Raw genomic sequence first — 26,081 nt, 5'->3', positions numbered from 1 at the left:
GCCGGTGCGACACCCTGATAGAGATCATCGAGGCCGAGATCGCCGAGCGCGACGATGATGAAGGCTAGGGCGGCCCCGCCGAAGCGACTTCCCTCCTTACACCGCGTCAAAGGGGCAGCTCCGCCTCCTGGCAACTCCGCGTCAGCAGACACTTGAGCGCGAGAACACGACTTCACCCATACAATTCAGAACGGTGTGGTCGGACCGAAAAACGACCGAGCGTCGAGAGCGAGCCGCTAGGGCTTTGCACCCGATCGACCACCTTGACCTGCGTCGTCCACTCGGTCGGCGAGACGTCGAATAGCTGATAGCCGCGCTGGGCGTTGACCAGCCGCAGGTTCGGGCTGCCGGCCAGCAGGGCGCGGGTTCCTTCCGTCTCGGCCGCGCCATCGCCGCCGGAGCTGATCGAGGTGGCCAGAAACTCTACTGCCGCGGCCGGCCCGTCCGGCTCGTCGTCGCGCAGCGGAATGGAGCCGACGGCGTGGATATGCGCATCGCCGGTCGCCACAACCACGTTCGACAACCCGGCGTCCCCGATCGCCTTCACCAGGCGCGCGCGCGCGGCGGGATAGCCGTTCCAGGTGTCGCTCCCGCCTCGCTCGAGACTTCCGTCCGGCCGCCGCCGCTGGGTCGGCATGACGAACACTTGCTGGGCGATCAGATTCCAACCGGCGCTGTTGCGCAGGCCCGCGGCCAGCCAGGCCTCCTGTTGGGCGCCCAGCATGGTGGACTGCGGATCGTCATGCGGGCGACACGCGGTCTGCCCCGCGTACTCGCAGAGCTGGTCGCTGCGATAGCTGCGCGTGTCGAGGACGTGCATGCGCAGCAGCCGTCCGTAGTCGAGCCGTCGGAACATCGCCGCGCGGCCGCCATGCGGGAACTGGGCCCGGCGCACGGGCATGTGCTCGTACCAGGCCTGCATCGCCCCCATCCGGCGCAGCACGAACAGCTCCGGCGGCGTGCCGTCCTGGTCGAAGTCCGAGGCCCAATTGTTGTCGACCTCATGGTCATCAAACGAGACGATGAAAGCGGCGGCCGCGTGGGCGGCCTGCAGGTCGGGGTCGGTCTTGTACTGCGCGTAGCGGCGCCGGTAGTCGTCCAGGCTGTAGATTTCACCGCCGACGTGGCGACGGTCGATCGGAGCGCCGGCGGCGACGACGATCTGCGGCGGGTTCACGGGCGTCCCGCCCTCGTAGATGTAGTCGCCATAGTGGAAGACCGCGTCGAGATCGGCCTCGCCGCTCAGATGCCGCCAGGCGGTGAACAGACCGGCCTGATAGTGCTGGCATCCGGCGCTCGCCAGCCGCAGCCGCGCCGGCAGGTCCCCCGCACGCGGCGCGGTCCGCGCCCTGCCGACCGGGCTGGCGTCTGCGCCCTGAACCTGAAAGCGATACCAGTAGGGCCGGCTAGGCTGCAGGCCGCCGACTTCGACATGGACGCTATGGGCCAATTCCGGCCGGGCCAGAGCTTCACCGGACCTGGCGATCCGCGCGAACCGGGCGTCCTCGGACACTTCCCAGCGGACCACGACGCCGAGTGGCGGCATGCCGCCGTGCTCGTCCAGCGGCCGTGGCGCCAGCCGGGTCCAGATGACGAAGCCGTCCGCGGCCGGGTCGCCCGCCGCCACTCCCAGCGTGAACGGCGTGCTGGAGAACGCCGGCGCGGCCCAGACGCCGCCGGCGTAGCCCGCCAGCGCCAGCGAGCCGCCTCCGATCAACAGCGAGCGTCGTGCGATCAGGTCCATGGCGGCCATCTCAGAACACTGCGCGCAGACCGATGGTGGCGCTACGCCCGTACTCGCGGAAATCGCCGGCGTGGTCGGGGATGTAGCCGTTCGCGGTCTGCACGCCCGGCAGCACGATATTGGTCGGCTCGTCGAGCAGGTTGCGCAGCGAGAAGAACAGGTTCCAGTTCGTGCGCAGGCGCACCGCGCCCGAAAGGTCGGCGCTGAGCCGCGGCTCGATGAACGATCCTGTGGTGACGCTGTTGAGCTTCTCGCCGGTCCAGGCGGTGTTGAGGTTGAGGCTCAGCGGGCCTTGCTTGTAGGCCATGGCCAGCACCGCGAAGTTCTCCGCCGAGCCGGCGATCGGGATTTCCGGCTTGGTGTGGGTGTAGGAACCGCGCACCGTCAGCCCGCTGAGCACGCCCGGCAGGTAGTCCAGTGAGTGGTTGAACTCCAACTCGTAGCCTTCGATCTTGATCGACTGGCCATCGACCGTGCGGGTCGTGCGGAAGGTGTAGCCAGCGTATTCCTGGCCGCTGTAACCGAACTCGTCAGCGGTCATCTCCTCGGTCTGGAACGAGCCCTTCACCGAGTTGCGGTAGTAGTTGAAGGCGATGAGGCCGACCGGCTCGAAGTACTTGGCCACCCGGACCGACAGGTTATCGGAGATCTCCGGCTCCAGCCCCGGATTAGGCGCAGTGACCACCATGGTCTCGTCATTGGCCGACCAGACACCGGCCAGGACATTGACCTCCGGCCGGCGGATCGTGCGGCTGTAGCCGATCTGCAGGTCGGTGCTGTCGCTGATCGCGAACTTCAGCGAGGCGCTCGGGAAGAAGTAGTCGTAGCGGCCCTTGCGATCGACCTTGGGCTTGGTCTCGTACTGGTGCTTGATCCCTTCGAGGGTCGTAGCCCGGCCGGTGGTGGCCGAGACGGCATAGCCCGCGGCGCGAACCTCGGCGGCCGACAGCGGATCGTACTCGCGCGAGCGCGTGCGGGTCTCCTCCCAGCGCAGGCCGCCGCGCAGGGTCAGCCGGTCGGCGACCTCCGATGTGGCCATCACATAGGCGGCGTTGGTGTCCTCCTCGAAGTGCCGGGCGTTGGCGATATAGGCGGTGTAGTAGTCGGCCGCCGACAGCACGCGGGTGAACTGCTCGGGGTTGCTGAGCAGCAACTGGCCGATCTTGTAGTTGCTCGGCATGTAGAGGCGCTCGGAGCCGGACAGCGATGTGTAGCGGATGCCCATGTCGTTGAAGTTCAGCTCGTTGGCGCTGGCGTTAGCGGTCATGAAGTCGGCGACGCTGAGCGGCCCGACATAGCGGTACTGATGCGCCACCCGCTCGTTGCCAAAATCGTAGGCCGCGCGCTTCAGCTTCACGCCCGTCTTGAAGGTGACGGGGGCGATCGGCGTCGGCGTCTCGACCGTCAGGTTCAGCGCCCCGCCGGCGATCTCGGTTCGGGCGTAGCGGCCGTCCTGCGCGTAGGCGACGATGCTTGCGGCCTTGTAGTTGGCCGGGTCTGCCCAGTCGGGCCCGCTCACCTGGGCGATCTGGAAGGCCGTGCTCATCAGGTCGCTACGCGAGGCCGAGAAGTTGCCGGCCGCCGACGGCGCGGTCGCGAGGCTGAAGATCGCACCTTCCCGGCCCAGCGGATTGTAAGTGCTCGATGAGTTCGAATACGACAGTGCGCCGTCCAGGGTGACCCGTTCGCCGGTGAATTCGAAATTCGGGACGATAGTCAGGCCCTTGCCGCGCTTGGAAATGATATTGGACTGCGACGTCACACCGGTCGCCCCGGCCGGCTGACGGGTGGTGAAGTCGAGCGCCGCGTCGCCGTCGACGCCGTAGGTGCGCGCGCCGGTCGTGAACAGGTGCGTGCGCTGCCCAGACCACAGATAGGCGTCATTGTAGATCGCCGAGAGCGACAGGGTCAGGGCGTCGGTGGCCCGGTAGTCGAGGGTCAGGGACGAAGCGAAGCGCGAGACTTCCTGAGCGCGCATGTGTGCGTTGATGGTGGTCATCGCCATCGGGTCGGGGCTGACGGCGTTGGGAACGTAGCTGCGCGGATAAAACGCCTGCTCCATCTCCGTATAGGTGTTCGAACGGCTGATGCTGGCGACCACGCCCAGCCGCCGGTCGAAGAAGACGTCGGAGTATTCGAACTGGCCGCTGGGGCTGATATGGCCGTCGTGAGCGCCCTCCCCCGGCCCGGTGATCCGGTCGTTCCACTGGTCGGAATGAGTGAAGCCGCTGATCTGGGCGGTGATCCGGCGGCCCTTGCGGTCAAAGGCGCGCTTGGTGCGCAGATTGATGGTGCCCGCTGGCGCATTGGCGTCGACGTCGGCGCTGGTCGTCTTCGAGATCTCGATGGAGTCGATGCTGCTCAGCGACACCTGCTCGAAACTGAACGAGCGCGAAGTGGACGAGCCGGCGTTGGCGTCGGCGGCCGCCAGGCTGACGCCATTGACGGTGATCGCCGTGTACTCCGGTGGCAGCCCCCGCAGGCGCACATAGCGCACCGTGTCGTCGCCTTCGCCTTCCGTGTCGACGCCGGGCATGTACTTGATGAACTCGCCGACATTGCCTTCGGCGATGTCACCGAACGATTCCGACGACAGACTGTTCTTGATGTCGAGCGACTGGCGCTGGCTCATGATCGCGCGGGCGTCGCCGTCGCGGACGCTGGCGGTGACGATTACCTCCTGGACGTTGACCGCGTCTTCGCCGCCGCGCGCGAGTTCGAAGTTCATCTGCGCGGTCTTGCCAGCCACAATCTGCACAGAGGCGCTCTGGTCGGGAAAGCCGGTGAAGCTGACGCTCAGTTCGGCTTGGCCCGAGGGCAGGTCGGCGATCCGATAGTCGCCGCTTTCACCAGCCGTCACGGTGCGGCGCGCGCCGTCGGCCGCCGTCACCCGGACGATGGCGTTGCGCATGTACTGGCCCGTCGCCGGGTCGATGATCTGGCCGGCCACCGCGCCGGCGTCCTGGCGCGAGTTGGTGGTCGAGCGCAGGGTGATCAGCCCCTCGGTCTGCGAAACGACCCGCAGCGGCGTGCCGGCCAGCAAGCGGTCCAGCGCCTCGCGCAGCTCAAGCTGGCCTTGCACGGCCGGCGTGGTGACGCCTTGCAGATCGCGGGCCGGGGCGATGATCTGGACCTGCGCCTGGCGGGCGAACTCAGGCACCGCGGTCACTGCGGCCTGGGCCGGAACGTTGAACTGCCGCGTCTGGGCGGCGGCCTCTGCGGCGACGCAAACCACCATCGCCGCCGCGCCGCACGACAGAAAGGACTTGTACGAAATCATGCTCTCCAACCCCCGAGAGCCGCTGGAAGCGCGGCCGTCGGAGGCTTAGAGGGGCGTGACGGCGACAACCGCCATCCGTCATGAAACTTTAATGGGCCCCGGCGCACGGCGCAGGATCACGGTACGGCCCTCGCTGACCGCCTGGGCGCCAAAGGCCTCGGCCACCGCGCGCGCGAAGCCCGCCGGATCGTTCACCGAATAGAGCCCGACCACCGGCTCGGCCGCCAGGATCGGGTCGTCCACGACGATGCGGGTGGCGCTGTAGCGGGCGAAGGCGCTCGCCGCCTGCGCCAGGGTCTCGCCCTCGAAGGCGATCTTGCCGTCCCGCCAGGCGAGCTCGCGGGTTACGTCGCCCGCACTCACCGCGTGCGGCGCGCTCAGCCCTTGCTCCCGAGCCAGGACGAGTTCGGTGTTGGCCGCCAGGGCGACTGCCGCTTCATCCGCTCGGACTTCGACCCGGCCCTGGTGAACCAGCACGTCGAGCGGACCATCCTTCAGCTTGCGCACGCGGAACGCCCCGCTGCGCGCCACGATATGGCGGTCGCCGACCTCCACCACCAGCGGACGCGGGTCGTCGAGTACGGTGAGGTACGCCTCGCCCGCCTCCAGCCGCAGCCGCCGGGCCTGGCCGTCATAACGCACCCGCACCCGGGTCTGGGTGTTGAGCATCACCGTCGAGCCGTCGGCCAGCGGCACCAGTCGCACCTCGCCGCGTCCGGTGGCATGGGCCTGGGGCGCGGCCACGCCGACGCCGGCGACCACTGCGGTCAGGGCCAGGCTCGCGCTCGCCCCCCATGTCAGCATCTGCCGCCGCGAGGGGCGCGCCGGCGCGCCGCCGAACGCGACCGGATCGTACTGCCGCCCCAACGCCGCCGCCGACTGGCTGCGCAACGCCACCGCCCGGGCGCGCAGCAGCGCGCCGGCGCGACGTGGATCGCCTTCGAGCCAGGCGGCCAAAGCCTGTTCCTGCGCCGGCGTCAGCGGCGCACGATCCTCGCGCGCCACCCAGTCGGCGGCGGCCGTGTCAATGCTGTCGGCTGTTTCGAGCTGGACCATGTCGGCCGCCGACCTCCCTGTTCTTATCGTTAGAGCCCTGGGGCTCCGCCTTTCCGCCACGCCCGTACCACTCGATGAGGAATTTCAGGCCGCGGGCGATGTGCTTCTCGACGGTGTTCTCCGACAGCCGCATCCGCGCGGCGATCTCCCGCTGCGACAGGTCGTGCACGCGGCGCAGGGTGAAGGCCTGCCGCGTCTGCGCCGGCATGGCGGCGATCGCCTGGGCCAGATGGCGCAGCTCGTCCCGGTCGATCGCGAGCTGCTCGGGCGTAGGGCCCTCGTCGGCGACGCCGAGGCTGTCGAGGTCCTCGGCGGCCTGGATCGACACCACCCGCGAGCGCCGTACCTGGTGAGCCACCACCGAACGGGCGACCTGGAACAGGTAGGCGCGCGGATGGCGGATATCCTCGATGCTCTCACGGGCGGCGAGGATCGCATAGGTCTCCTGGATCACGTCGTCGACCGCCAGCCCGGCGCTGCGGCGCGACAGCCAGCCGCGCAGCGCCGGTTCGTGCGGCAGTATGTGGATCATGAACCAGCGGCTCTTCTCCGCATCGATCCTGTACATGGCGCGCGGTCCCCTCGAAGGGGAGCGGCCCTAACGCCGCAATCTGACAGGCGCGTGACAAGCGCCAGCGACGACTTGGCGGCTCGGTCCCTGCGAGCTTCGAAGGTCCGACGACGCGCGACGATGCGACACCACTCCGGTCAGCGCACCGTTCCGCATGTCGCTGATCTTGGTCGCCGCCAAACGACCTGCGCCGCAAACGCTTCGGAATCATGGCTTTGATGGAGAAACACGTCTGGCGGCGGCGCCTAGCGTCAAGTGCCGACGTTGGGACTCGCGCCGAAAGCGCCCCTTGGTTAGCGCCGCCGTTCCTCGCCTGCGGCGTATCGGTTCATGTCCGAAACGGCGCCCTCGAAGGCCTTCCGAATTTCCGTTTGCGTGAAGCACCTATCCCAGAGCTCAGTCATGAGCGTGTTGATGATGTCATCAAGTTCGACGTTGGCGTCAGGTGCGGCGTCTCGCAACTCAGCGCAGCACTGAGCAAATGCATCAGCCGCGCCGACTGCCTTCAGTTGCGCTGCGGCGGCCGGATCAGGATCGGTCATGGGCATCCAATCGATTGCTCTGGCTACTATAGATTCAACGCCGCCCCTGGCGAGTCAGATCACCTCGCACGCCTGCTCGAACGACAGGCGTGGCAGGCGTTCGAACTCCTGCGTGCGGTCGGCGTAGCCGAGGTTGCAGATGAAATTGCTGACGATCCGGGTTCCCGCAAAGAACTCGGCGTCCACGCCGGCGTGATCGAAGCCCGAGAGCGGTCCGCAGTCCAGGCCGACGGCGCGGGCCGCGAGCATCAGGTAGGCGCCCTGGAGCGTGCCGTTTCGCAGCGCCGTGACGGCCGCCACGCCCGGATCGGCGAACCACGCCTTGGCGCCTGGATTGTGTGGGAAGAGTTCCGGGATCCGCTCGGCGAAGTCGAGGTCGTAGCCGATGATCGCGGTGACCGGCGCGGCGATGGTCTTGGCGCGGTTGGCGCTGGAAAGATGCGGCGCGAGCCGGGCCTTCGCCTCCGGCGTGGTCAGGAACAGGAAGCGCGCCGGCGACACGTTGGCCGAGGTCGGCCCCAGCTTGGCCAGGTCGTAGATCTCGCGCAGCAGGCGCTCCGGCGTCTCGCGGTCGGCCCAGGCGTTCGCCGACCTCGCGGTGCGAAAGAGCCGGTCGAGGGCCAGGGCGGTCAAGGGCTCGCTGGCGAGGGAATGGTGGTTCATTGCTTCAGCACCGCAGTTTGCATGAGTTCGGCGAGATGGGAGATCGTCGCGTGGGGATTGGCGCGGGTGTGGCTCGCATAGCCGACGCTGGGCAGCGGCGGCAGGCCGCAATCGACCAGGTGACGGTCGGAGAACATCGCCGTGCGGCAGGTCACGCCCAGCCCCGCGACGACCGCCGCGCGCAGCACCGACAGGCTGGGGGTTTCCAGAACCACCCGATAGTTGCGGCCGGCCGCCTTCAGCGCCGCCAGCGCCGCGTCGCGGAACCGGCACGGCTCCTCCAGGATCGCCAGCGGCAGGACGTCGTCCTTCACCAGCGCCTCGTCGCCCATCCATAGCGTCGGCGCGACGCGGATCGCGGCCGCATCGTCCCCTGCCCCCATGCACAGCACCACGTCGAGCCGGTCGGCCTTCAGGAGGTCCAGAAGTTCCTGCGAGCCGCCGACCCGGACCTGCAACTGGACGTCCGGATTGAGGTGCGTGAACTGGGTCAGCACGCCGGAGAGCAGCGTCTCGGCGAAGTCCTGCACCAGTCCGACGCGCGCCGGCCCCGCCAGCGCCCCGCCGGTCAGCGCCGCGACGGCGCGATCGTTGGTGGCCAGCATCTCCCGGGCGAAGGCCAGCAGGCTCTGCCCCACCGGCGTCAGCACCAGCCGCCGTCCGTCGCGATGGAACAGCGGCGCCTGCACGGTCTCCTCCAGCCGCTTCATCTGCAGGCTCAGCGCCGACTGGGTGACGAACACCCGCTCGGTCGCCCGCAGCATCGAGCCGGAATCGACGATGGCGGCGAAACTCCGCAACAATTCGGTGGGCAAATTCACAGCCATGCCGATCGGTCCACCTATGAGATTCCCTGATAGTTGAGTTGAATATAAGTCTATTGAGTTGATAGGAATTAAGGGGCTTTCTCGCCAAACGCCAAGCGGAATTTTCCCTTGTGCGGTCACCGCTTGGAGCCCTTGCAGTGTCTCTATCAATCGCCGACAGAAAACCTAACGGGCTGCGCCTGCCTCGCTGGCGCATTAGCAATGCTCGTTGGTTGTCGCCGGTCCTGCTGCTCCTGCTCTGGGAGCTGGGATCGCGTTCGGGACTGATCCCGCCCCGCATCCTGGCCGCGCCGTCCACGGTGCTGGGCGCGCTGTGGGACCTGACCATCAGCGGCGAGCTGCCGTCGAACCTGCTGGTCTCGCTGGCGCGTGCGGCGACCGGTCTTGCGATCGGCGTCGTGGCGGGCACGGCCCTGGCCCTGATCGCCGGCCTCTCGCGGCTTGGCGAGACGGCGGTCGATCCGCTGATGCAGATCAAGCGCACGATCCCGAGCCTGGCCCTGACGCCGCTGTTCATCGTCTGGTTCGGCATCGGCGAGGCGCCGAAGATCACCCTGATCGCCGTGGCGACGGTGTTTCCGATCTATCTGAACCTGTTCTCGGGCATTCGCAGCGTCGACGTCCGCCTGGTCGAGGCGGCCCGCAGCTTCGGGCTCAGCCAGGTCGAGCAGATCATCCACGTCATCCTGCCGGGCGCCCTGCCCTCGTTCCTGGTCGGGCTTCGCTACGCCATGGGCGTGGCGCTGCTGGTGCTGGTCGTGGCCGAGCAGATCAACGCCTCGGCGGGCCTTGGCCACCTGATCAACAACGCCCGCGACTTCATGCGCACCGACATCATCGTCGTGTGCCTGCTGGTCTACGCGATGCTCGGCCTGACGGCGGACCTCATCGTCCGCGCGCTGGAGCAGCGCGCGCTGGCCTGGCGCCCCTCCCTCATCAAATCCTGAGCCTCGGCTCCCGACCTCAAGACGAAAAGGCCGCGACCGTGCCCCCATCTCCCCGTCCGACCTCGATCGACGTCCCGCCCCGGCAACCTGCTGTCCGGGTCAGGGGCTTCACCCGCCAGTTCGGCGACACCGTGGTTTTGAAGGACCTCGACCTCGACATCGGCCAGGGCGAGTTCGTCGCCCTGCTGGGGCGCAGCGGCTCGGGCAAGACGACCCTGCTGCGGACCCTGGCCGGCCTGGACTCGGCCGAGGGCCAGGACGTCGCCACCCCGGCGACGCGCGCCGTGGTGTTCCAGGACGCCCGGCTGCTGCCGTGGAAGCGGATCTGGCGCAACGTCGCCCTGGGCCTCAAGGGCAAGGACGCGCGCGAGCGCGCCGAGGCCGCGCTCGAGGAGGTCGGGCTCGGCCATCGCCTGGACGCCTGGCCGGCGACCCTGTCGGGCGGCGAGAGCCAGCGCGCCTCGCTCGCCCGCGCCCTGATCCGGGAACCGGGGCTGCTGCTGCTGGACGAGCCGTTCGCGGCGCTCGACGCCCTGACCCGCATCCGTATGCACGAACTGGTGCTGTCGCTCTGGCGCAAGCATGCGCCGGCCGTGCTGCTGGTGACCCACGACGTCGACGAGGCCATCGCCCTCGCCGACCGGGTCCTGGTGCTGGACGCCGGCCAGATCGCGGCCGAGGAACGCATCACCCTGCCGCGCCCGCGCGAAGTCGACGCCGCCTTCCAGGCCGTGCGCCAGCGGCTGCTGGGTCACCTGGGCGTGCAGACCCTGCGGCCTGTCGCATCGGAAGGCGCGCTGGTGGCCTTTCCCAGCGGGGAGATCGTGGCGTGAGCGCCGTCGCCTTGACCTCGGCCGCCGACCGGGCCGCCGCGCTGGACGCTGTGCTGCCCGAGCTGACGGCCGCCTTCGCCGCCACCGCCGAACAGCACGACCGGGAGTCCAGCTTCCCGTTCGAGAATTTCGAGCGCCTGCATCGCCACGGCCTGCTCGCCCTGACCGCGCCGCCCAGGCTCGGCGGGGGCGGCGCCGATCTGCCGACGACGCTGAAGGTCGTGGAGGCCGTGGCGCGGGGAGAGCCCGCCACGGCCCTGGTGCTGACCATGCAGTACCTGTTCCACGCCTCGCTGGACGGCCGCGCCGGCTTCACCGACGACCTCAAGGCCAGGGTGGTCCGGGACGCCGTCGAGCACGGCGCCCTGATCAACGCCCTGCGGGTCGAGCCCGAGCTCGGCACGCCGGCCCGCGGCGGCCTGCCCGCCACGGTGGCGCGACGGACGGCGGACGGCTGGAGCCTTTCGGGCCGCAAGATCTACTCCACCGGTTCGCCGGCCCTGACCTGGATGATCGTCTGGGCGCGGACCGACGAGGAGGCCCCGCGAGTGGGCGGCTTCCTGGTTCACCGCGACGCGCCCGGCCGGCGGATCGAAGAGACCTGGGATCACACCGGCCTGCGGGCCAGCGGCAGCCACGACGTCGTCTTCGAGGACACCCCGATCCCGGAGCATCACGCGCTCTCGCCGCGCCTGCCCGGATCGCCCCAGCCGCCCGATCCGGCGATGGCGGTCTGGTCGCCGGTGCTGACCGCCGCGATCTACGACGCGGTCGCCCGCTCGGCCCGCGACTGGTTCGTGCAGTTCATCCTCGACCGCAAGCCGGCCAACCTCGGCGCCTCGCTATCGACCCTGCCCCGCTTCCAGGAGCTGGTCGGCGCCATCGACGGGCTGCTGCTGCAGAACCGCGTGCTGCTGGATTCGGCCGCCGAGGGCCGGCTGGGCGCGGCCCATGGCGGGCTGGTCAAGCACCTGGTCACCGAGAACGCCATCGCCGCCGTCGAGAAGGCGATCGCGGCGAGCGGCAATCCCGGCCTCTCCCGCAACAACCCGCTGCAGCGTCACTACCGGGACGTTCTCTGCGGCCGGGTCCACACGCCCCAGGCGGACGTCGTCCTTGCCGGCGCCGGCAAGTCCGCCTTCGCCAGCCTCGCCTCCAACTGAGTTCGCCCTCCCTCCCCGGAGCACACGATGACCGATACGCCTGATCTTGAAATCCTGGGCCTGATCTCGACCCAGTACGCCTCCGAAACCCACGCCGCCCAGAGCGGGCTGATCGACAAGGCCTATCTGGCGGCCCACGCCAAGGCGCACGAGTACGCCGGCTTCGACCGGGTGCTGATCGGCTACAACTCCGCCGCGCCCGACGGCTTCCAGGTGGCGGCCTATGCAGCCCAGCAGACCGAAAAGCTGAAGTTCCTGCTGGCCCACCGGCCGGGGTTCACCTCGCCCACCCTGGCCGCGCGCCAGCTTGCGACCCTGGACCACCTCAGCGACGGGCGCTTGGCCGTACACATTATCACCGGCGGCTCGGACGAGGAGCAGCAGCGCGACGGCGACTTCCTGACCAAGCAGGAGCGCTACGCCCGCACCGACGACTACATCACCGTCCTCAAGAAGGCCTGGACCAGCGTCGGGCCGTTCGACCACGAGGGGCCGCATTATCGGGTGAAGGGCGCCCCGGCCGCGGTGAAGACGCTTCAGCAGCCGCATATCCCGGTCTTCTTCGGCGGAGCCTCGGACGAGGCGGTCGAGATCGCCGGGCGCCAGGCCGACGTCTACGCCCTGTTCGGCGAAACCCTGGAGCAGGTCCGCGAGATCGTCACCCGCGTCCGGGCCGCCGCAGCTCGGAACGGCCGCGAGATCAAGTTCTCGCTGTCGCTGCGCCCGATCCTGGGGCGGACCGAGGAAGACGCCTGGGCGCGCGCCGAGCGCATCCTGGAGGACGCCAGGGCGCTGCGCGCCGGCGGCGGCGGAGTCCCGACCCGCTATGCGACCGCGCGCGGCGGCCAGCGCCTGCTGGAAGCGGCCGCCGGCGGCAAGGTGCGCGACAAGCGGCTCTGGACCGAGATCGCCGCCCTGACCGGCGCGCAGGGCAATTCGACCTCGCTGGTCGGCACGCCCGAGCAGGTCGTGGAATCCCTGCTCGACTACTACGACCTGGGGATCACCAAGTTCCTGTTCCGCGGTTTCGATCCGCTGGAGGACGCCATCGAATATGGCCGCGAGCTGCTGCCGCAACTGCGGGCCGCCGTCGCCCGGCGCGGCGCGCCCAAGATCCTGGCGGCGGAATAGCCATGAGCCGGCTCGTCGTCGCCAGCCAACTGAACGAGGCGTTCAACACCACGTTCGCCGAGCAGCTTCCCGACGTGGAGATCGTCGGCGTTCCGGCCGGGACGCCGGCGGCCTTGCCGCGTGATGCGCAGGTGCTGATCGCCGCGCCGTTCCGCAAGGCGGGCGGATCGCTGCCGCTGTCTCCCCCGCCCGGCTGGCCGTTCAATGTGAAGTGGGTGCAACTGGTCTCGGTCGGCATCGACTTCTACCCCGACTGGCTGTTCGACGGGCCGGCCGTGACCTCCGCGCGCGGCTCCTCGGCCGTGGCCCTGGCCGAGTTCGCGCTGGCGGCGATCTTCGCCGAGGCCAAGCGCCTGCCGGAGATCTGGATCGACCGCTTCGAGCAATGGGCGCCGACGCCGCTCACCCTGGTCGCGGGCAAGACCCTCGGCCTTGTCGGGTTCGGCGCGATCGGCGAGGCCCTGGCCCCGCGCGCCCGCGCCTTGGGCCTCAACGTCGTCGCGGTGCGACGCTCCTCGCGTCCGATCGAGGCGCCGGGGGTCGAGCAGTTGCACGACCTGGGCGAGCTGTTCGAGCGCTCGGACTTCGTGGTGCTGGCCGCGCCCGCCACGCCCGAGACGGTCGGCCTGGTCGGCCGCGAGGTCCTGGCCCGGGCCAAGCCCGGCCTGCACCTGATCAACATCGCGCGCGGCGCCCTGATCGACGACGACGCCCTGCTGGAGGCGCTGGACGACGGCCGCGTGGCCCGCGCCAGCCTGGACGTCACGCACCCCGAGCCGCTGCCGTTCAACCATCGCTACTACAGCCATCCGAAGGTCCGGCTCTCGCCGCACACCTCGGTCCACACCCCCGACACCCGCCGCAACCTCGCCGCCCAGTTCGCCGCGAACCTCGCCCGGTTCCGCGACGGCGCGCCGCTTGCCGACCTCGTCGACACCGCCCGCGGCTATTGAGCCAGGAGCCAGCATGAACCTGCCCCTTCAGCGCCCCCTTCGCGCTCCGCATCCAGCCAAGATCGAGACCGTCCTGCCCGAGCGGGCCTTCGGCGCCCCGGGCGCGGTTCCCCAGCAGCCGACGATCGAGGCCGAACGCCTCTATCGCAAGCAGCGGCTGGCCGCCGGCTATCGGCTGTTCGCGCGCAACGGCTTCGACATGGGCGGCGCCGGCCACATCACCGCCCGCGATCCCGAGCTGGTGGACCACTTCTGGGTCAACCCGGCGGGCGTCCACTTCAGCCGGATCACCGTCTCGGACCTGATGCTGGTCAGCCACGAGGGCGAGATCGTCCAGCCGCCGGCCCACGCCAAGCCCCGGCTGAACCGCGCCGCCTTCGCCATTCATTCCGAGCTGCACAAGGCCCGCCCCGACGTCGTGGCCGCGGCCCACTCGCACTCGCTGTACGGCAAGGCGTGGTCGGCCCTGGGCCGGCTGCTCGATCCGCTGACCCAGGACTCGGCGGCGTTCTACGACGACCATTCGATCTTCGCGGAGTTCTCGGGCGTCGTGCTCGACACCAGCGAGGGCGAGAAGATCGCCGCGGCGCTGGGCCCGCGCAAGGCGGTGATCCTGCAGAACCACGGCATCCTGACCGTCGGCCAGAGCGTCGAGGCGGCGGTCTGGCGCTATCTCGCCCTGGAGAACGCCTGCCAGGTGCAGTTGCTGGCCGAGGCGGCCGGCCAGACCCGGCCCATGCCGCCCGAAGTCGCCCGCCACACCGCCGGCCAGGTCGGCAGCGAGATCGGCGGCGTCTACGCCTTCCAGCCCTACTGGGACGTGGTCAGCGAAGAAGAGCCGGACCTGTTCGACTGATGGACGCGACCAGCTTTTCGCGGCGCGGGCTGCTGGCGGCCGGCGCCGCCCTGGCCGCCTGCGCGCCGCGCAACGAGGCGGCCGGCGGGGTGCTCCGCGTGGCGACCTACAAGGGCGGCGTGCATCACCTGCTGCAGGCCGCCGGTCTCGACCAGACGCCCTACAAGGTGCAGTGGGCCGAGTTCGCCGGTGGCAACCTCATCACCGAAGCCATCGACGCCCGCGCGATCGACATCGGCTCGATGAGCGAGATCCCGCCGATCTTCGTCGCCGGCCGGCCGACCCACCTGCGGCTGGTCGCGGTGCAGAAGGGCGACGTCAACGCCCAGGTGACGCTGGTCCCGAAGGACTCGCCCATCCGCTCTCCGGCCGACCTGAAGGGCAAGCGCATCGGCTATGTGCGCGCGACCACGGCCCAGTACTTCCTTGTCCGGCTGCTGGCGGAACAGGGGCTGACCCTGGCCGACGTGGCGCCGGTCGCGCTGTCGCCGCAGGACGGCCTGTCGGCCTTCAGCCAGGGGGCGCTGGACGCCTGGGTGATCTACGGCGTGCAGGGCAATCTTGCCCGCTCGCAGTTGGGCGCCAGGGTGCTGACGACCGGGCTCGGGCGGTTGTCGGGCAACTACCTGCACGCCGCCCTCGACGAGGCGCTGGTCGATCCCCAGCGGCGCGCGGCGATCGTCGATCACCTGCAGCGGGTGCGGCGGGCCTACGACTGGGCCGACGCCAATCCCTCGCTCTGGGCCGCCGCGCAGTCCAAGGCCACCGGCGTGCCTGTCGCGGTCTACGAGCAACAGCACCGCGAGCGCAGCGCCCGCACCGAACTGGCCCCGGTCGGGGACGAAGCCGTCGTCTCGCAGCAGACCGTCGCGGACGCCTTCGCCCAGATCGGCGCGATCCCGGCAAAGGTCGACGTGAGCAAGCTGTGGACGCGAGAGCTGAATGGCGATCTCGCCAGGAAGTCTTGAATATTCATGATCTATAATATTCGCGATCTCGATAATAGATCACCTTCAAGAAAAAACAGCTAATGTACGTTGCTGTCCGCAAGCAGAGCCTGTTCAACGCCCTCATCTCAACAAGGGGCGTCAGAATGCTTTGGAAACCTGAACATCGAAATCCGCGGCCGGCGCTCCTCGCGTCGGTCGCGCTGGCCAGCGTCGTGGCCTGGTCGGGATCGGCCGCGGCGAACGACGCGGCGGCGGATGCGCCGTCGGTCGAGGAACTGATCGTCACCGCCGAACGGCGCGAGACCAACCTGCAGGAGACGCCGATCGCGATCTCCGCGTTCAGCGCCCAGACCCTGGCCGACCGCAAGATCGACACCATCCGCGACCTGGCCGGCTCGGTGCCGAACCTGTCGATCAGCCGGGTCACCATCAGCCACACGACCCAGACCTACTCCCTGCGCGGGGTCGGCGAGAGCGATCCGATCCAGGAACCGGTGCTGGCGGTCTATGTCGACGACGTCTACATCCCGCGCCAGCTCGGCTCGATGATCGAGTTCAACGACCTGGAGCGGATCGAAGTCCTGCGGGGGCCGCAAGGCACGCTCTACGGGCGCAATTCCAGCGCCGGCGCCTTGCGCATCATCACCCGCGATCCCGGCCGCGAGCTGCGGCTGAAGGGCGAGGTCGGGCTCGGCAACTTCGGCGCGGTCGACGTGCGGGCGCTGGTGGAAGGACCGATCAGCGAGACGCTGTCGGGCAGCTTCTCCTACATCCATCACAAGCGCGACGGCGTCACCGACGACCCGACGCTGGGACACGACGTCAACCGTATCAACCTGGACGCCTATCGCGGCAAGCTCCGCTGGACGCCGAACGAGCGCCTGGACGTGCTGCTGACCGTGAACGCGCTGCGGGACCGCAGCGACAGCCGATCCTATGTTCCCCTGCGCCAGCCCGGCGGCGGCTTCGACAAGAGGCTGTCGTTCTCGGAGGTCGAGCCCAAGCAGGACCTCGACCAGATCGCAGGCTCGCTGCGGATCGCCTACGACCTTTCCGACCGCCTGCAGCTCAAATCGATCAGCGCCTATGGCGGCTTCAACCTCAACCCCGTCAACTACGACAACGACGGGGAAGCCGCGCTCATCCAGAAGAACCTGATCCACTACAACGACCAGTACTACACCCAGGAACTCCAACTGAACGGCGACTACGACCGCGTCAGCTTCACGGCCGGCCTCTTCTATCTCCACGAGCGTTTCTACGTGGAGCGTGACGGCTACAGCCGCCGCAACGCCCAGAACACCGACCCGGTCACCACGCCGGGCAACTACAACTTCCTGCGCGCCCACAACGTCACCAACACCGACGCCTACGCGGTGTTCGGCGAGGCGACCTGGAGCGTGAGCGAGCGCCTGAAGCTGATCACCGGCCTGCGCTGGACCAACGAAGAGAAGACCTTCACCTTCGACAATGCGGTCCTCAACCTGGCGGGCCAGGTCGTGGCGCCGTCGATCAAGGGCCAGGCGCAGAAGATCTGGTCGGCGATCACCCCCAAGCTCTCGCTGCAGTACGCGTGGACGCCGGACATCCTGTCCTACGTCACCTATTCCAAGGGCTTCAAATCCGGCGGTTTCGACAATCGCGCCACGCGGCTCGACCTCGCCACCCTGCCCTTCGCGCCCGAGGACGTCATCAGCTACGAGGCGGGCCTGAAGAGCGAGCTGCTGGATCACCGCCTGCGCGCCAACCTTGCGGTGTTCTACAACGACTATCAGAACCTGCAGGTGGCGTTCTACGACCCCGCCTATGTCGGCAGCCGCCGCGGCAACGCCGGCCAGGCGCACAGCTACGGGGTCGAGCTCGAGACCGACGCGCGGCTCACCGAGAACCTCTCGGGCCAGTTCTCGGTCGGCTACCTGTTCGCGGTCTATGACGAGTACAAGGGCGCGGGCGGCGCCGGGGTCGACGCCGACGGCAATCGGCTGACCAACTCGCCGCGCTGGAGCCTTTCGGGCGGCCTCACCTGGGACGTGCCGATCGAGATTCCGGGCGCGCTGCGGCTGGGCGTCAACGCCCAGTACCAGACCAAGACCTATTCGAACGCCATCCCCTCGCCCGGCGGCCAGCACACGATCCCGGCCCAGGGCTTCCTCAACGCGGTGGCGACCTGGACCTCGCCCGATCCGCATTGGTCGCTGGTGCTGTCGGGCCGCAACCTGCTGGACTCCGACAAGCCGGTGAGCGCCACCTACACGCCGAGCACCGGGGTCTACTACCAGAACTTCCCCGACCCGCGGACCGTCCTGCTGACGCTGAGGTACGCCCTGTGACCACCAACCTTCCCCGCCTCCGGGCCTTCGTCTCCGACATCGCCACCCTCCTGGACGCCACGGCGGAGGAGGCGTCGATCCTGGAGGCGGGGAAGACCCTGCTCGCCGATCTCGTCGCGCACGACGACTGGCTGCCCGACGCCTTCGCCCAGCCGAATCCCGAGCGCTACAGCCAGCACCTCCTGCACTGCGACAGCCGCCAGCGCTTCTCGATCGTCAGCTTCGTCTGGGGGCCCGGCCAGTCCACGCCGGTACACGACCACACGGTCTGGGGCCTGGTCGGCGTGCTGCGCGGCGCGGAAATCTCGCAGGCGTTCCAGCAGGACGGCGAACGGCTGGAGCCCCACGGTCCGCCGCATCGCCTGGAACCTGGCCAGGTCGAGGCGGTGTCGCCGACGATCGGCGACATCCATCAGGTCTCCAACGCCTTCGACGACCGCGTCTCGATCAGCATCCACGTCTACGGCGCGAACATCGGCGCGGTGCGGCGCGCGACCTATGACGCCGCGGGGCGGCCGAAGCCCTTCATCTCCGGATACTCCAACACCGTGCTGCCCAATCTCTGGGACGCCTCCAAGAGCCTCTGATCCATGATTTCCGAAACCGCGCCCGCCGATGTTCGCCTGGATTGGATCGCTCGCCGCGAGGTGGCGCTGATCGACCTGCGCGAGGAGGACCCGTTCGCCAAGGATCACCCGTTGTTCGCCGCCCAACTTCCGCTCAGCCGGCTGGAACTGGAGATCCTCGACCGCGTGCCGCGCCGCTCGACCAGGATCGTGCTCTACGACAACGACGAGGGCCTGGTTCCCAGGGCCGCCGAACGGCTGCGGAAGCTCGGCTACACCCAGGTTTCGGCACTCGCCGGCGGCCTGGAGGGCTGGCGGCAGGCGGGCTACGAACTCTTCCAGGACGTCAATTCCGCCAGCAAGGCCTTCGGCGAGCTGGTGGAGAGCCGGCGCCATACGCCCTCGGTGCCCGCCCCCGAGGCCAAGGCCCTGATCGAGCAGGAGCAGAACCTCGTCGTGCTCGACGCGCGCCGGTTCGAGGAATACCAGACGATGAGCATCCCGCGCGGCGTCAGCGTGCCGGGCGCCGAGCTCGTCCTGCGGGCCCGCGAGATCGCCCCCGATCCCTCCACGACCATCATCGTCAATTGCGCCGGCCGCACCCGCAGCATCATCGGCGCCCAGTCGCTGATCAACGCCGGGCTGCCGAACCGCATCTTCGCCCTGCGCAACGGCACCATCGGCTGGACGCTCGCGGGCCAGAACCTGGAGCATGGCCGGGACGGCCGCTTCCCCGAGGTCTCGGCCGACCGCGAGGCCGAGGCCCGCGCCGCGGCGCGCGCGGTGTCCTATCGCGCAGGGGTGAAGCACCTCGACCCGCGCGGGCTGGAGATCCTGGCGCGGGATCCGGCCCGCACCCTCTATCGCTTCGACGTGCGCACCCCGGACGAATACGCTGCGGGCCACATCCCCGGCTTCCGCAGCGCGCCGGGCGGGCAGTTGGTTCAGGAGACCGACGTCTTCGCCCCGGTCCGCGGCGCCCGCATCGTGCTGGCCGACGACAAGGGCGCCCGCGCCGAGATGAGCGCCTCCTGGCTCGCCCAGATGGGCTGGGAGGTCTATGTCCTCGACGGCGGTTTCGACGTCGATCTCGAACCTCGCCCCTGGCGTCCGACCCTGCCGCCGCTTCCCGACGTCTCGACGATCTCGGCCGGCGACCTGCAGGCCAGGCTCGAGCGCCAGGACGTCACCGTGCTCGACCTCGCGCCGAGCCCCGCCCACCGCCGCGGCCACATTCCCGGCGCCTGGTTCGTCATCCGCAGCCGCCTGAGGGACGCCCTCGCCCGACTGCCGCAGGATCGCGACTTCGTCCTCACCTCGCCGGACGGCGCCCTCGCCCGCCTCGCGGCGGAAGACCTGGCCGAGCTGACGGGACGAGCGCCGCTGGTGCTCGAAGGCGGGACCGCGGCCTGGACGGCGGCCCGCCTGCCGCTTGAGGAAGGCCTCGTCCGGGCCGCCAGCGAACCCGAGGACGTCTATCGCCGCCCGTACGAGGGCACCGACAACGCCGCCGAAGCCATGCAGGCCTATCTCGACTGGGAGTTCGGCCTCGTCGACCAACTGGCGCGCGACGGCGCGCACGGCTTCTACGTGATCTGAGGTCAGCCATGTCGCTCACGCTCTATTTCGCCGCCGGCTCATGCTCCCTGCCCGCGCTCGCCGGTCTGGAAGAGGCCGGCGCCAGCTTCGATGCGGTGCGGCTGGTGCTGGCCGAGGGGGACCAGCGCTCGCCGGAATACCTCGCGATCCATCCGCGAGGCCGGGTGCCGGCCCTGGCCGTGGACGGCCATGCGATCGGCGAGAACGCAGCGGTCCTCACCCTGATCGCCCAGCAGTTCCCGGCCGCCCGCCTGCTGCCGAGCGCCGACCTGATTGCCGTGGGCCGCGCCTACGAGCTGATCGGCTGGTTCTCCAGCTCGGTGCATGTCTCGTTCGCCCAGGTCTTCCGCCCCGAGCGCTTCACCCGCGACGAGAGCGCGTGGCCGGCGTTGCGGGCCGGCGGCCGCGAGAACGTCCTGGCCGCCTTCGCCGAGCTGGAGCAACGCCTGGGGCACGGCGCGCCGTGGATCCTCGGCGAAGCCTTCAGCCTGCTCGATCCCTACGCCCTGGTCTTCCACCGCTGGGCGCCGCGCCTGGAGATCGAGATCGCCGACTATCCCGCCTTCAGCGACCATGCCCGCCGCACGGCCGCCCGTCCGTCGGTGGCCCGGGCCCTGGCGCGCGAGAGCTCGCCCGACCGGCTGCTGGTCGGCGCCTGACTTCAGCGCCGCTGATAGGCCCGATGAGAACAATTCGTTCTCCGCTTCCAATTCCCAGCCGTAGACTTGGAATTGAAACGACCTGATCGGAGAGCGGCATGCCCGTCGAGTTCATCGGCTATATCGGCGCCAACCATTCATCGGAAATCCACCCGCCCAAGGGTCCCGTGCTCGACACCGACTATGTCGAGAAAGTCGCCAAGGCTCATGACGCCGGCGGCTTCGACCGGGCCCTGGTGGCGTTCGGCTCGACCTCGCCCGAGAGCATCGGGATCGTCCAGCACGCGGCCAGCGTCACCGAGCGCCTCGGCTTCATGATCGCCCATCGGCCCGGCTTCACCGCGCCGACCATCGCCGCGCGCCAGCTCGCCACCCTCGACCACTTCAGCAAGGGCCGGATCGCGGTGCACATCATCACCGGCGGCTCCGACGACGAGATGAAGAAGGACGGCGACCACCTCACCAAGGCCGAGCGCTACGCCCGCACCAGCGAGTACCTCGACATCGTCCGCCAGGAATGGACCAGCGACAAGCCGTTCGACTACCAGGGCGACTACTACAACGTCGTGCAGGCGTTCGGGGCGGTCAAACCGCTGCAGAAGCCGCAGATCCCGGTCTATTTCGGCGGATCCTCCGACGAGGCGATCCCCGTCGCCGGCAAGCACGCCGACATCTTCGCCCTCTGGGGCGAGACCCAGGCCCAGGTCCGCGAGACCATCGCCCGGGTGCGCGCGGCCGCCGCCAGGCACGGCCGCCAGGTGCGCTTCTCCCTTTCGCTGCGGCCGGTCATCGCCGACACCGAGGAAGCGGCCTGGAAGCGGGCCGACGACATCGTCGCCCGCACGATCGAGCTGCGGAAGGCGGCCGGCCTGCAGACCGAAGGCCACGCCCCGCCCAATGTCGGCGCCCAGCGCCTGTTGCAGGCCGCGGCCCAGGGCCATCGGGTGGACAAGCGGCTGTGGACCGGCGTCGCCGCCGTCACCGGGGCCTCGGGCAACTCGACCGGCCTGGTCGGCACGCCCGAACAGGTGGCCGAAGGCCTGCTGGACTATTACGACCTGGGCGTCTCGACCTTCCTGATCCGCGGCTTCGACCCGCTGGACGACGCCGTCGCCTATGGCCGCGACCTGATCCCGCTGGTGCGCGAGCTCGTCGCCGAGCGCGACGCCCGCCCCAACGTCGCCGCCGGTTAGGAGAAGATCGATGGCCGATGGCAGCGCTCAGGCCACCCAGGCGACAGACGCCTGCGACGTCGTCCGCCTCTGGCCGCCGGTCGACGAGGTGGTGTTCCGCGACGGCCTGGCGAAACTCGCCTCCGGCGTCGCCATCGTCGCGTGCACGACGCCGGCAGGCCCTCGCGGCCTGCTGGTGAGTTCGCTCACCGGCCTTTCCAGCGATCCGCCCAGGATCCTGTTCTGCGTGCGCAAGGCGGCCGGCGCCCATCAGGCGCTGCTTCAGGCCGAAGCCGTCAGCCTCGCCGTCCTGGCCGCGGACGACACCCTTGAAGCCGAGCGCTTCTCCCGGTCGGACCTGGCCGCGGAAAGGTTCGATCCGGAAAGCTGGTCCCTGGCGGCGCAATCGCCGCCGGAATACGGCCCGGCCATGGTCTCGCTGTCGGGCCCGATCTGCTGCCGGATCGACGCGGCCAGCCACACCATCTTCATCCTGGACGTCAGCAGCGCCCGCGCCCGGCAGGGCGACCCACTCGTCTATTTCGAGCGCGGCTTCCGCGAACTGGCGTAGCCTCCCCCCTCTCCTGCTCGTTCAGGCTGGAGAGGGGGAATTTTCGCGGCTACTCGGCGGCCGCGCGCGCCTGCAGGTTTCGCACGGCCTCGAGCACGGGCTCCGCCTCGGCGCGCACCAGCCAGTCGGGGCTGACCTCGGCGAAGCGCACGACACGATCCTGGCCGATCACCACGACCGCCGGCTGCGGCAGCTCCCAGGTCCCGAGCCCGGTCGTATCGCCGATGAACGAGCCCTTGGCCCGCGCCGCGGCCTTCGCAGCTTCGTCCGGCTCGTACAGAATCCCGAACCGCCGTCCGAGCGCGTTGCCGTCCGACGCCACGCGGAAGTCGAAGCCGTGCCGGCGCTTGATCTCCACCAGCTTCTCCGGGACCTGCGGGCTGACCGCGACCAGTTGCGCCCCCAGCGCCGCCAGCCCCGGCGCCAGGCGTTCCTGGTAGTACGGCAAGGCGATGTTGCAGGCCGGGCAGCCGGCGAAACGGAAGAACACCAGGACCAGCGGCCCCCGCCCCAGCAGGCCGTCCAGGGTCAGCGTCCCGCCGTCCACCTCGCGCAGCTCGAACTCGGCGACGACGTCGCCGGCCTTCACCCAGCGGCTCGGATCAGCCTGGTCGACCAGCCTTTGGCGCTGGTCGATATTGGCCTGCAGGGCGGCCGGCTCCCATGTTCGCTTGCGCTCCTCGTGCAGCGCCGCCAGGCGTGCTCTGAGACTGTGGTGCTGGGCCATCGGGTGCTCCTTTCGAGCCACAGGGAAGTCGTCGGCTCATCGGCGCCGCGGCCCGGCCTCGGCCAGGCTGCGGGCGCGGGCGAAGATCTCGCCCATCCGCCAATGCTGGTTCTCGTAGACATCGGCCCACTCGCCCCAACCGGACTCGCGCCGGTACTGGCCAAGCAGGTGAAGGACGTCGGCCGGATCGACGGGCCGGGGCTGCTCGCAGTCCGGATCCACGTAGAGCGCGTCGGCCGGGCAGTAGAGCTCGCACAGGAAGCAGGTCTGGCAGTCGTCCTGCCGGGCGATCACCGGCCGCCCCGAGGGACCGGGCTCGAAGACGTTGCGGGGGCAAACCGCGACGCAGGCGCCGCACGGCTCGCAGCGATCCTCGATCAGCAACTCGATCATCGCGCCGCCTCCAGCACGGGCGCCGGCGCCTCGAAGCGGGTCCAGACCGCGTCCAGACCGCCGGACCGCTGGCGCGTCGCCAGGCGGGGGTCGCTGAGCGGAGCGTCGGTCCGCTGGTGCATCCCGCGGCTCTCGGTCCGCGCCAGGGCCGAGGCCTTGCTCCAGCGCGCGGCTGCGAGCATCCCCGCCGCCTCGCGCAGCCGCAGACGCTCCCCGCCCTGCGCCGCGGCGTGGGCGATCAGTTCGGCGAAGGCGCCGTCCAGGCGTTCCAGCGAGTCCGCCAGGCCGTCCCCCGACCGGAACATGTTCCGGTCGATGGCGCCCATGTGCTCGCGCGCCAGGCCGACCGCGGCGCGGACATCGAAGCTGCGCGCGCCCCTGGCCGGCCGCATTCCCGCACGGCCGGCGGAATAGGCGACCCGCTGGGCGCCGCGTCCGTCACGCAACGCCCGCGCGGCCGCGGCCGCCCCGGCCCATTGACCGGACGACAAGGCCCAGGCCGAGTTCTGGTTGCCGCCGCCGGAGGTCGCGCCGGCGATGAGTTCCCGGGTCGCCGCGTCGCCGGCGGCATAGAGGCCGTCCGTCCGGGTCTGACAGTCCTCGTCCTTCAGGCGCAGGCCGCCGATCCCGCGCACCGTCCCCTCGGCCCGCAGCGTCACCTCGAAGCGATCGGTGTACGGATCGATCCCCTGGCGGGCGAAGGTCAGCACGAAGTTCGGCTGCACCTGGGGCATGCGCTCGCGGATGTCGTGCGGCGCCCGGTCGAGGCGGCAATAGACGCGGCCCTTCAGCAGCGCCTCGCCCAGGGCCCGGTTCATGTCCGGTCCCGGACGCACGTCCAGCTCCCGGTCGTCCTCGTCGAAATAGCGGCCGAAGCTGTAGGCCATCGACCGCGTCATGGTCGTGCCGGCCGGCGCCACGGTGTAGTAGTTGGTGAACTCCATGCCCGAGAGGTCGGCCCCGGCCTCGGCCGCCATCAGCAACCCCTCGCCCGTATTGTTGGCCGAGCCCAGCAGGTGCGAGGCGAAGGCGCAGCCCCCCGTCGCCATCACCACGGCCCCCGCACGCACTGTCCAGTCCCGGCTTTCCTGGCGGCGGCGCCCCGCCGCGCCGGCTGCCGACCCGTCGTGATGGGTCAGCAGTTCCAGCGCCGGGCTCTGATCGAGGACCGTCACGCCCAGGTGTTCGACCAGGCCGCGCATGGCGCGCATGTATTCGGGGCCGCGAAGGCCGCGGTATTGGACCTCTCCCCGCTCATCGACCGAGAACCGGTAATAGGGCGCCAAGGTCGGCAGGCTGCGCCAGGTCATGTCCAGGATCCTGGCCATCCAGGCCGGATCGGAGAGCCCGAAGCCCCGCGCATGGCGCTCGGCGATCGCCTGCTCGCGGCCTGCCGGCGGCTCGGGCGGGACCCACCAGTGCGACGGGCCGGCCGTGGCGGTGACCCCGCTCGTTCCGCAATATCCCTTTTCGGCCAGCACGACCGAGGCGCCTGCACGCGCCGCCGCGGCCGCCGCCCAGCATCCAGCCAGACCGCCGCCGATCACCAGCACGTCCGTCTCGAGGCTGAGGGGCTCGTTCACGTCGCCACCGCTCCGTTGAACGAGGCGTCGAACGCAGCCCCGACATCCGGCTTGGCCTTGATCTCGCCGGCGGCCTGGAAGACCCCGAGCACCTCGCGGAGCTCGTCGATCACCGCGGTGTCGATCGGGACCGGCTGGCCGCGCGTATTGGCCACGGTGTAGGCGGCGATCGGCAGTTCGAGGCCGGTCTCCTTGGCCAGGACCCTGGCGTACTCGTCCTTGTGGTCTCCCACCCAGCGCTTGGCCGTGGCCAGGCGGCGCAGGAAGTCGTCCAGCTCGGCGCGCTTGCCGGCGATCGCACGCGCTCCGGCGACTTCGAAGCCGTAGCCGCTGAGCAGTCCGCGCCCGTCGGTGAGCACCCGCGCCTGGTCATGCGCGATCGCCAGCGCGACGTAGGATCCCCACGTCACCCACGCATCCACCGCGCCCGTCGAGAACGCCGCCTTCGCATCGCCCGGGGCCAGGAACACCAGGTCGATGTCGCTGCGTTTCAGCCCCTCGCGCTGCAGGACCCTGAGCAGCAGGTAGTGGCCGATGGATCCCCTGCCCGTGGCCACACGCCGCCCTTTGAGCTGGGCCCCGGACTGGATGGGTGAATCGCCCCGGACCAGGACCGCCGTCGATCCGCCGCCGCCGGCCGCGCGCGAGACCTGCACCGCCTTGATCGGCGCGCCGCCGGCATAGGCGAACAGGAAGGGGGCGTCGCCCACCGCTCCGAGATCGACCGCCCCCGCCCCCAGCGCCTCCAGCAGGTGCTGCGCGGCCGGGAACTCGCTCCACTCGACCCGATAGGGCGCGCCTTCGAGCACGCCGGAGGCGAGGACCAGCGCCTTGGCCCCGCCCTTCTGGCTGCCGACCTTGAGTACCGGCCCCGGCCCGCCCGCGGGCGAGCAGCCGGGAAGCACGGCCGCGAGCGTCAGCCCGGTCCCCAGGCGAAGCATGTCCCTGCGATGCATGCGGCCCTC

Annotated in this window: 24 protein-coding genes; 13 read left to right on the top strand and 11 right to left on the bottom strand. The window is 69.8% G+C overall.

Going from position 1 to position 26,081, the window contains the following annotated elements; translation table 11 throughout:
• Positions 1–172: 172 nt before the first annotated feature.
• The 7 genes from RTL41_RS16090 to RTL41_RS16060 all read right to left on the bottom strand — a co-directional run bounded on the left by RTL41_RS16090 (position 173) and on the right by RTL41_RS16060 (position 8,683).
• A complete protein-coding gene (locus RTL41_RS16090; RefSeq protein WP_312166091.1) occupies positions 173–1,744 on the bottom strand; it encodes an alkaline phosphatase D family protein in 1,572 nt (523 codons plus the stop codon).
• 10 nt (positions 1,745–1,754) lie between these two features.
• Entirely contained in the window at positions 1,755–5,024 is a 3,270-nt protein-coding gene (locus RTL41_RS16085; protein ID WP_312166090.1) for a TonB-dependent receptor, read from the bottom strand.
• Positions 5,025–5,102: 78 nt separating this feature from the next.
• A complete protein-coding gene (locus RTL41_RS16080) occupies positions 5,103–6,080 on the bottom strand; it encodes a FecR domain-containing protein (protein WP_312166089.1) in 978 nt (325 codons plus the stop codon).
• Positions 6,049–6,648: an RNA polymerase sigma factor gene (locus tag RTL41_RS16075; protein WP_312166088.1), complete on the bottom strand. Its 600-nt coding sequence runs from the start codon at positions 6,646–6,648 to the stop codon at positions 6,049–6,051. The genes RTL41_RS16080 and RTL41_RS16075 overlap by 32 nt, the downstream gene beginning before the upstream one ends.
• Positions 6,649–6,944: 296 nt before the next feature.
• The gene (locus tag RTL41_RS16070) at positions 6,945–7,193 is read right to left on the bottom strand and encodes a hypothetical protein (protein WP_312166087.1); all 249 of its coding nucleotides are present in this window, start codon (positions 7,191–7,193) and stop codon (positions 6,945–6,947) included.
• Between the two features lie 54 nt (positions 7,194–7,247).
• Positions 7,248–7,856, bottom strand: coding sequence for a malonic semialdehyde reductase (locus RTL41_RS16065; RefSeq protein WP_312166086.1), 609 nt, complete (start codon positions 7,854–7,856; stop codon positions 7,248–7,250).
• Positions 7,853–8,683, bottom strand: coding sequence for a LysR substrate-binding domain-containing protein (locus RTL41_RS16060; RefSeq protein WP_312166085.1), 831 nt, complete (start codon positions 8,681–8,683; stop codon positions 7,853–7,855). Before RTL41_RS16060 ends, RTL41_RS16065 begins: the two co-directional genes overlap by 4 nt.
• A 212-nt stretch (positions 8,684–8,895) precedes the next feature.
• Between RTL41_RS16060 and RTL41_RS16055 the strand changes: the two genes are divergently transcribed.
• The 13 genes from RTL41_RS16055 (at position 8,896) to RTL41_RS15995 (ending at position 22,413) form a co-directional block, all read left to right on the top strand.
• Positions 8,896–9,630, top strand: coding sequence for an ABC transporter permease subunit (locus RTL41_RS16055; RefSeq protein WP_312166084.1), 735 nt, complete (start codon positions 8,896–8,898; stop codon positions 9,628–9,630).
• Between the two features lie 38 nt (positions 9,631–9,668).
• Positions 9,669–10,463 (top strand): ABC transporter ATP-binding protein, encoded by a 795-nt coding sequence (locus RTL41_RS16050; protein WP_312166082.1) that lies wholly within the window; start codon positions 9,669–9,671, stop codon positions 10,461–10,463.
• Positions 10,460–11,626 (top strand): acyl-CoA dehydrogenase family protein, encoded by a 1,167-nt coding sequence (locus RTL41_RS16045; RefSeq protein ID WP_312166080.1) that lies wholly within the window; start codon positions 10,460–10,462, stop codon positions 11,624–11,626. Before RTL41_RS16050 ends, RTL41_RS16045 begins: the two co-directional genes overlap by 4 nt.
• A gap of 27 nt (positions 11,627–11,653) precedes the next feature.
• Positions 11,654–12,757: an LLM class flavin-dependent oxidoreductase gene (locus RTL41_RS16040; RefSeq protein ID WP_312166079.1), complete on the top strand. Its 1,104-nt coding sequence runs from the start codon at positions 11,654–11,656 to the stop codon at positions 12,755–12,757.
• Positions 12,758–12,759: 2 nt separating this feature from the next.
• Positions 12,760–13,710 carry a D-isomer specific 2-hydroxyacid dehydrogenase family protein gene (locus RTL41_RS16035; RefSeq protein ID WP_312166078.1) on the top strand — a complete coding sequence of 317 codons (951 nt, stop codon included), beginning with the start codon at positions 12,760–12,762 and terminating at the stop codon, positions 13,708–13,710.
• A gap of 13 nt (positions 13,711–13,723) precedes the next feature.
• A complete protein-coding gene (locus tag RTL41_RS16030) occupies positions 13,724–14,566 on the top strand; it encodes a class II aldolase/adducin family protein (RefSeq protein WP_312166077.1) in 843 nt (280 codons plus the stop codon).
• Complete coding sequence (locus tag RTL41_RS16025; RefSeq protein ID WP_312166076.1) at positions 14,566–15,534, top strand: ABC transporter substrate-binding protein; 969 nt, start codon at positions 14,566–14,568, stop codon at positions 15,532–15,534. The genes RTL41_RS16030 and RTL41_RS16025 overlap by 1 nt, the downstream gene beginning before the upstream one ends.
• A gap of 125 nt (positions 15,535–15,659) precedes the next feature.
• Positions 15,660–17,846 carry a TonB-dependent receptor gene (locus RTL41_RS16020; RefSeq protein ID WP_312166074.1) on the top strand — a complete coding sequence of 729 codons (2,187 nt, stop codon included), beginning with the start codon at positions 15,660–15,662 and terminating at the stop codon, positions 17,844–17,846.
• On the top strand, positions 17,843–18,433 hold the full coding sequence (locus RTL41_RS16015; RefSeq protein WP_312166072.1) for a cysteine dioxygenase: 591 nt from the start codon (positions 17,843–17,845) through the stop codon (positions 18,431–18,433). The genes RTL41_RS16020 and RTL41_RS16015 overlap by 4 nt, the downstream gene beginning before the upstream one ends.
• 3 nt (positions 18,434–18,436) lie before the next feature.
• Positions 18,437–20,011, top strand: a complete 1,575-nt coding sequence (locus tag RTL41_RS16010) for a rhodanese-like domain-containing protein (protein ID WP_312166071.1) — start codon at positions 18,437–18,439, stop codon at positions 20,009–20,011.
• An 8-nt stretch (positions 20,012–20,019) separates the two neighbouring features.
• The gene (locus tag RTL41_RS16005; protein WP_312166070.1) at positions 20,020–20,670 is read left to right on the top strand and encodes a glutathione S-transferase C-terminal domain-containing protein; all 651 of its coding nucleotides are present in this window, start codon (positions 20,020–20,022) and stop codon (positions 20,668–20,670) included.
• 98 nt (positions 20,671–20,768) lie between these two features.
• Complete coding sequence (locus tag RTL41_RS16000; protein WP_312166068.1) at positions 20,769–21,863, top strand: LLM class flavin-dependent oxidoreductase; 1,095 nt, start codon at positions 20,769–20,771, stop codon at positions 21,861–21,863.
• Positions 21,864–21,873: 10 nt separating this feature from the next.
• Positions 21,874–22,413, top strand: a complete 540-nt coding sequence (locus tag RTL41_RS15995; protein ID WP_312166067.1) for a flavin reductase family protein — start codon at positions 21,874–21,876, stop codon at positions 22,411–22,413.
• Between the two features lie 49 nt (positions 22,414–22,462).
• Here RTL41_RS15995 and RTL41_RS15990 read toward each other — a convergent pair whose 3' ends face one another.
• From RTL41_RS15990 to RTL41_RS15975, 4 genes are read right to left on the bottom strand one after another with little or no spacing between them, the layout of a single operon-like run.
• Positions 22,463–23,140, bottom strand: coding sequence for a peroxiredoxin-like family protein (locus RTL41_RS15990; protein ID WP_312166066.1), 678 nt, complete (start codon positions 23,138–23,140; stop codon positions 22,463–22,465).
• Between the two features lie 36 nt (positions 23,141–23,176).
• Complete coding sequence (locus RTL41_RS15985) at positions 23,177–23,533, bottom strand: ferredoxin family protein (RefSeq protein ID WP_312166065.1); 357 nt, start codon at positions 23,531–23,533, stop codon at positions 23,177–23,179.
• Positions 23,530–25,116 (bottom strand): FAD-binding protein, encoded by a 1,587-nt coding sequence (locus RTL41_RS15980; protein ID WP_312166064.1) that lies wholly within the window; start codon positions 25,114–25,116, stop codon positions 23,530–23,532. The genes RTL41_RS15985 and RTL41_RS15980 overlap by 4 nt, the downstream gene beginning before the upstream one ends.
• A complete protein-coding gene (locus tag RTL41_RS15975; RefSeq protein WP_312166063.1) occupies positions 25,113–26,072 on the bottom strand; it encodes an ABC transporter substrate-binding protein in 960 nt (319 codons plus the stop codon). Before RTL41_RS15975 ends, RTL41_RS15980 begins: the two co-directional genes overlap by 4 nt.
• Positions 26,073–26,081 lie beyond the last annotated feature (9 nt).

This window comes from Phenylobacterium sp. (genome assembly GCF_031984885.1).
Classification (GTDB): domain Bacteria; phylum Pseudomonadota; class Alphaproteobacteria; order Caulobacterales; family Caulobacteraceae; genus Phenylobacterium.
Note: the sequence above shows the minus strand (reverse complement) of the source record. Positions and strands in the feature narration are given on the sequence as shown.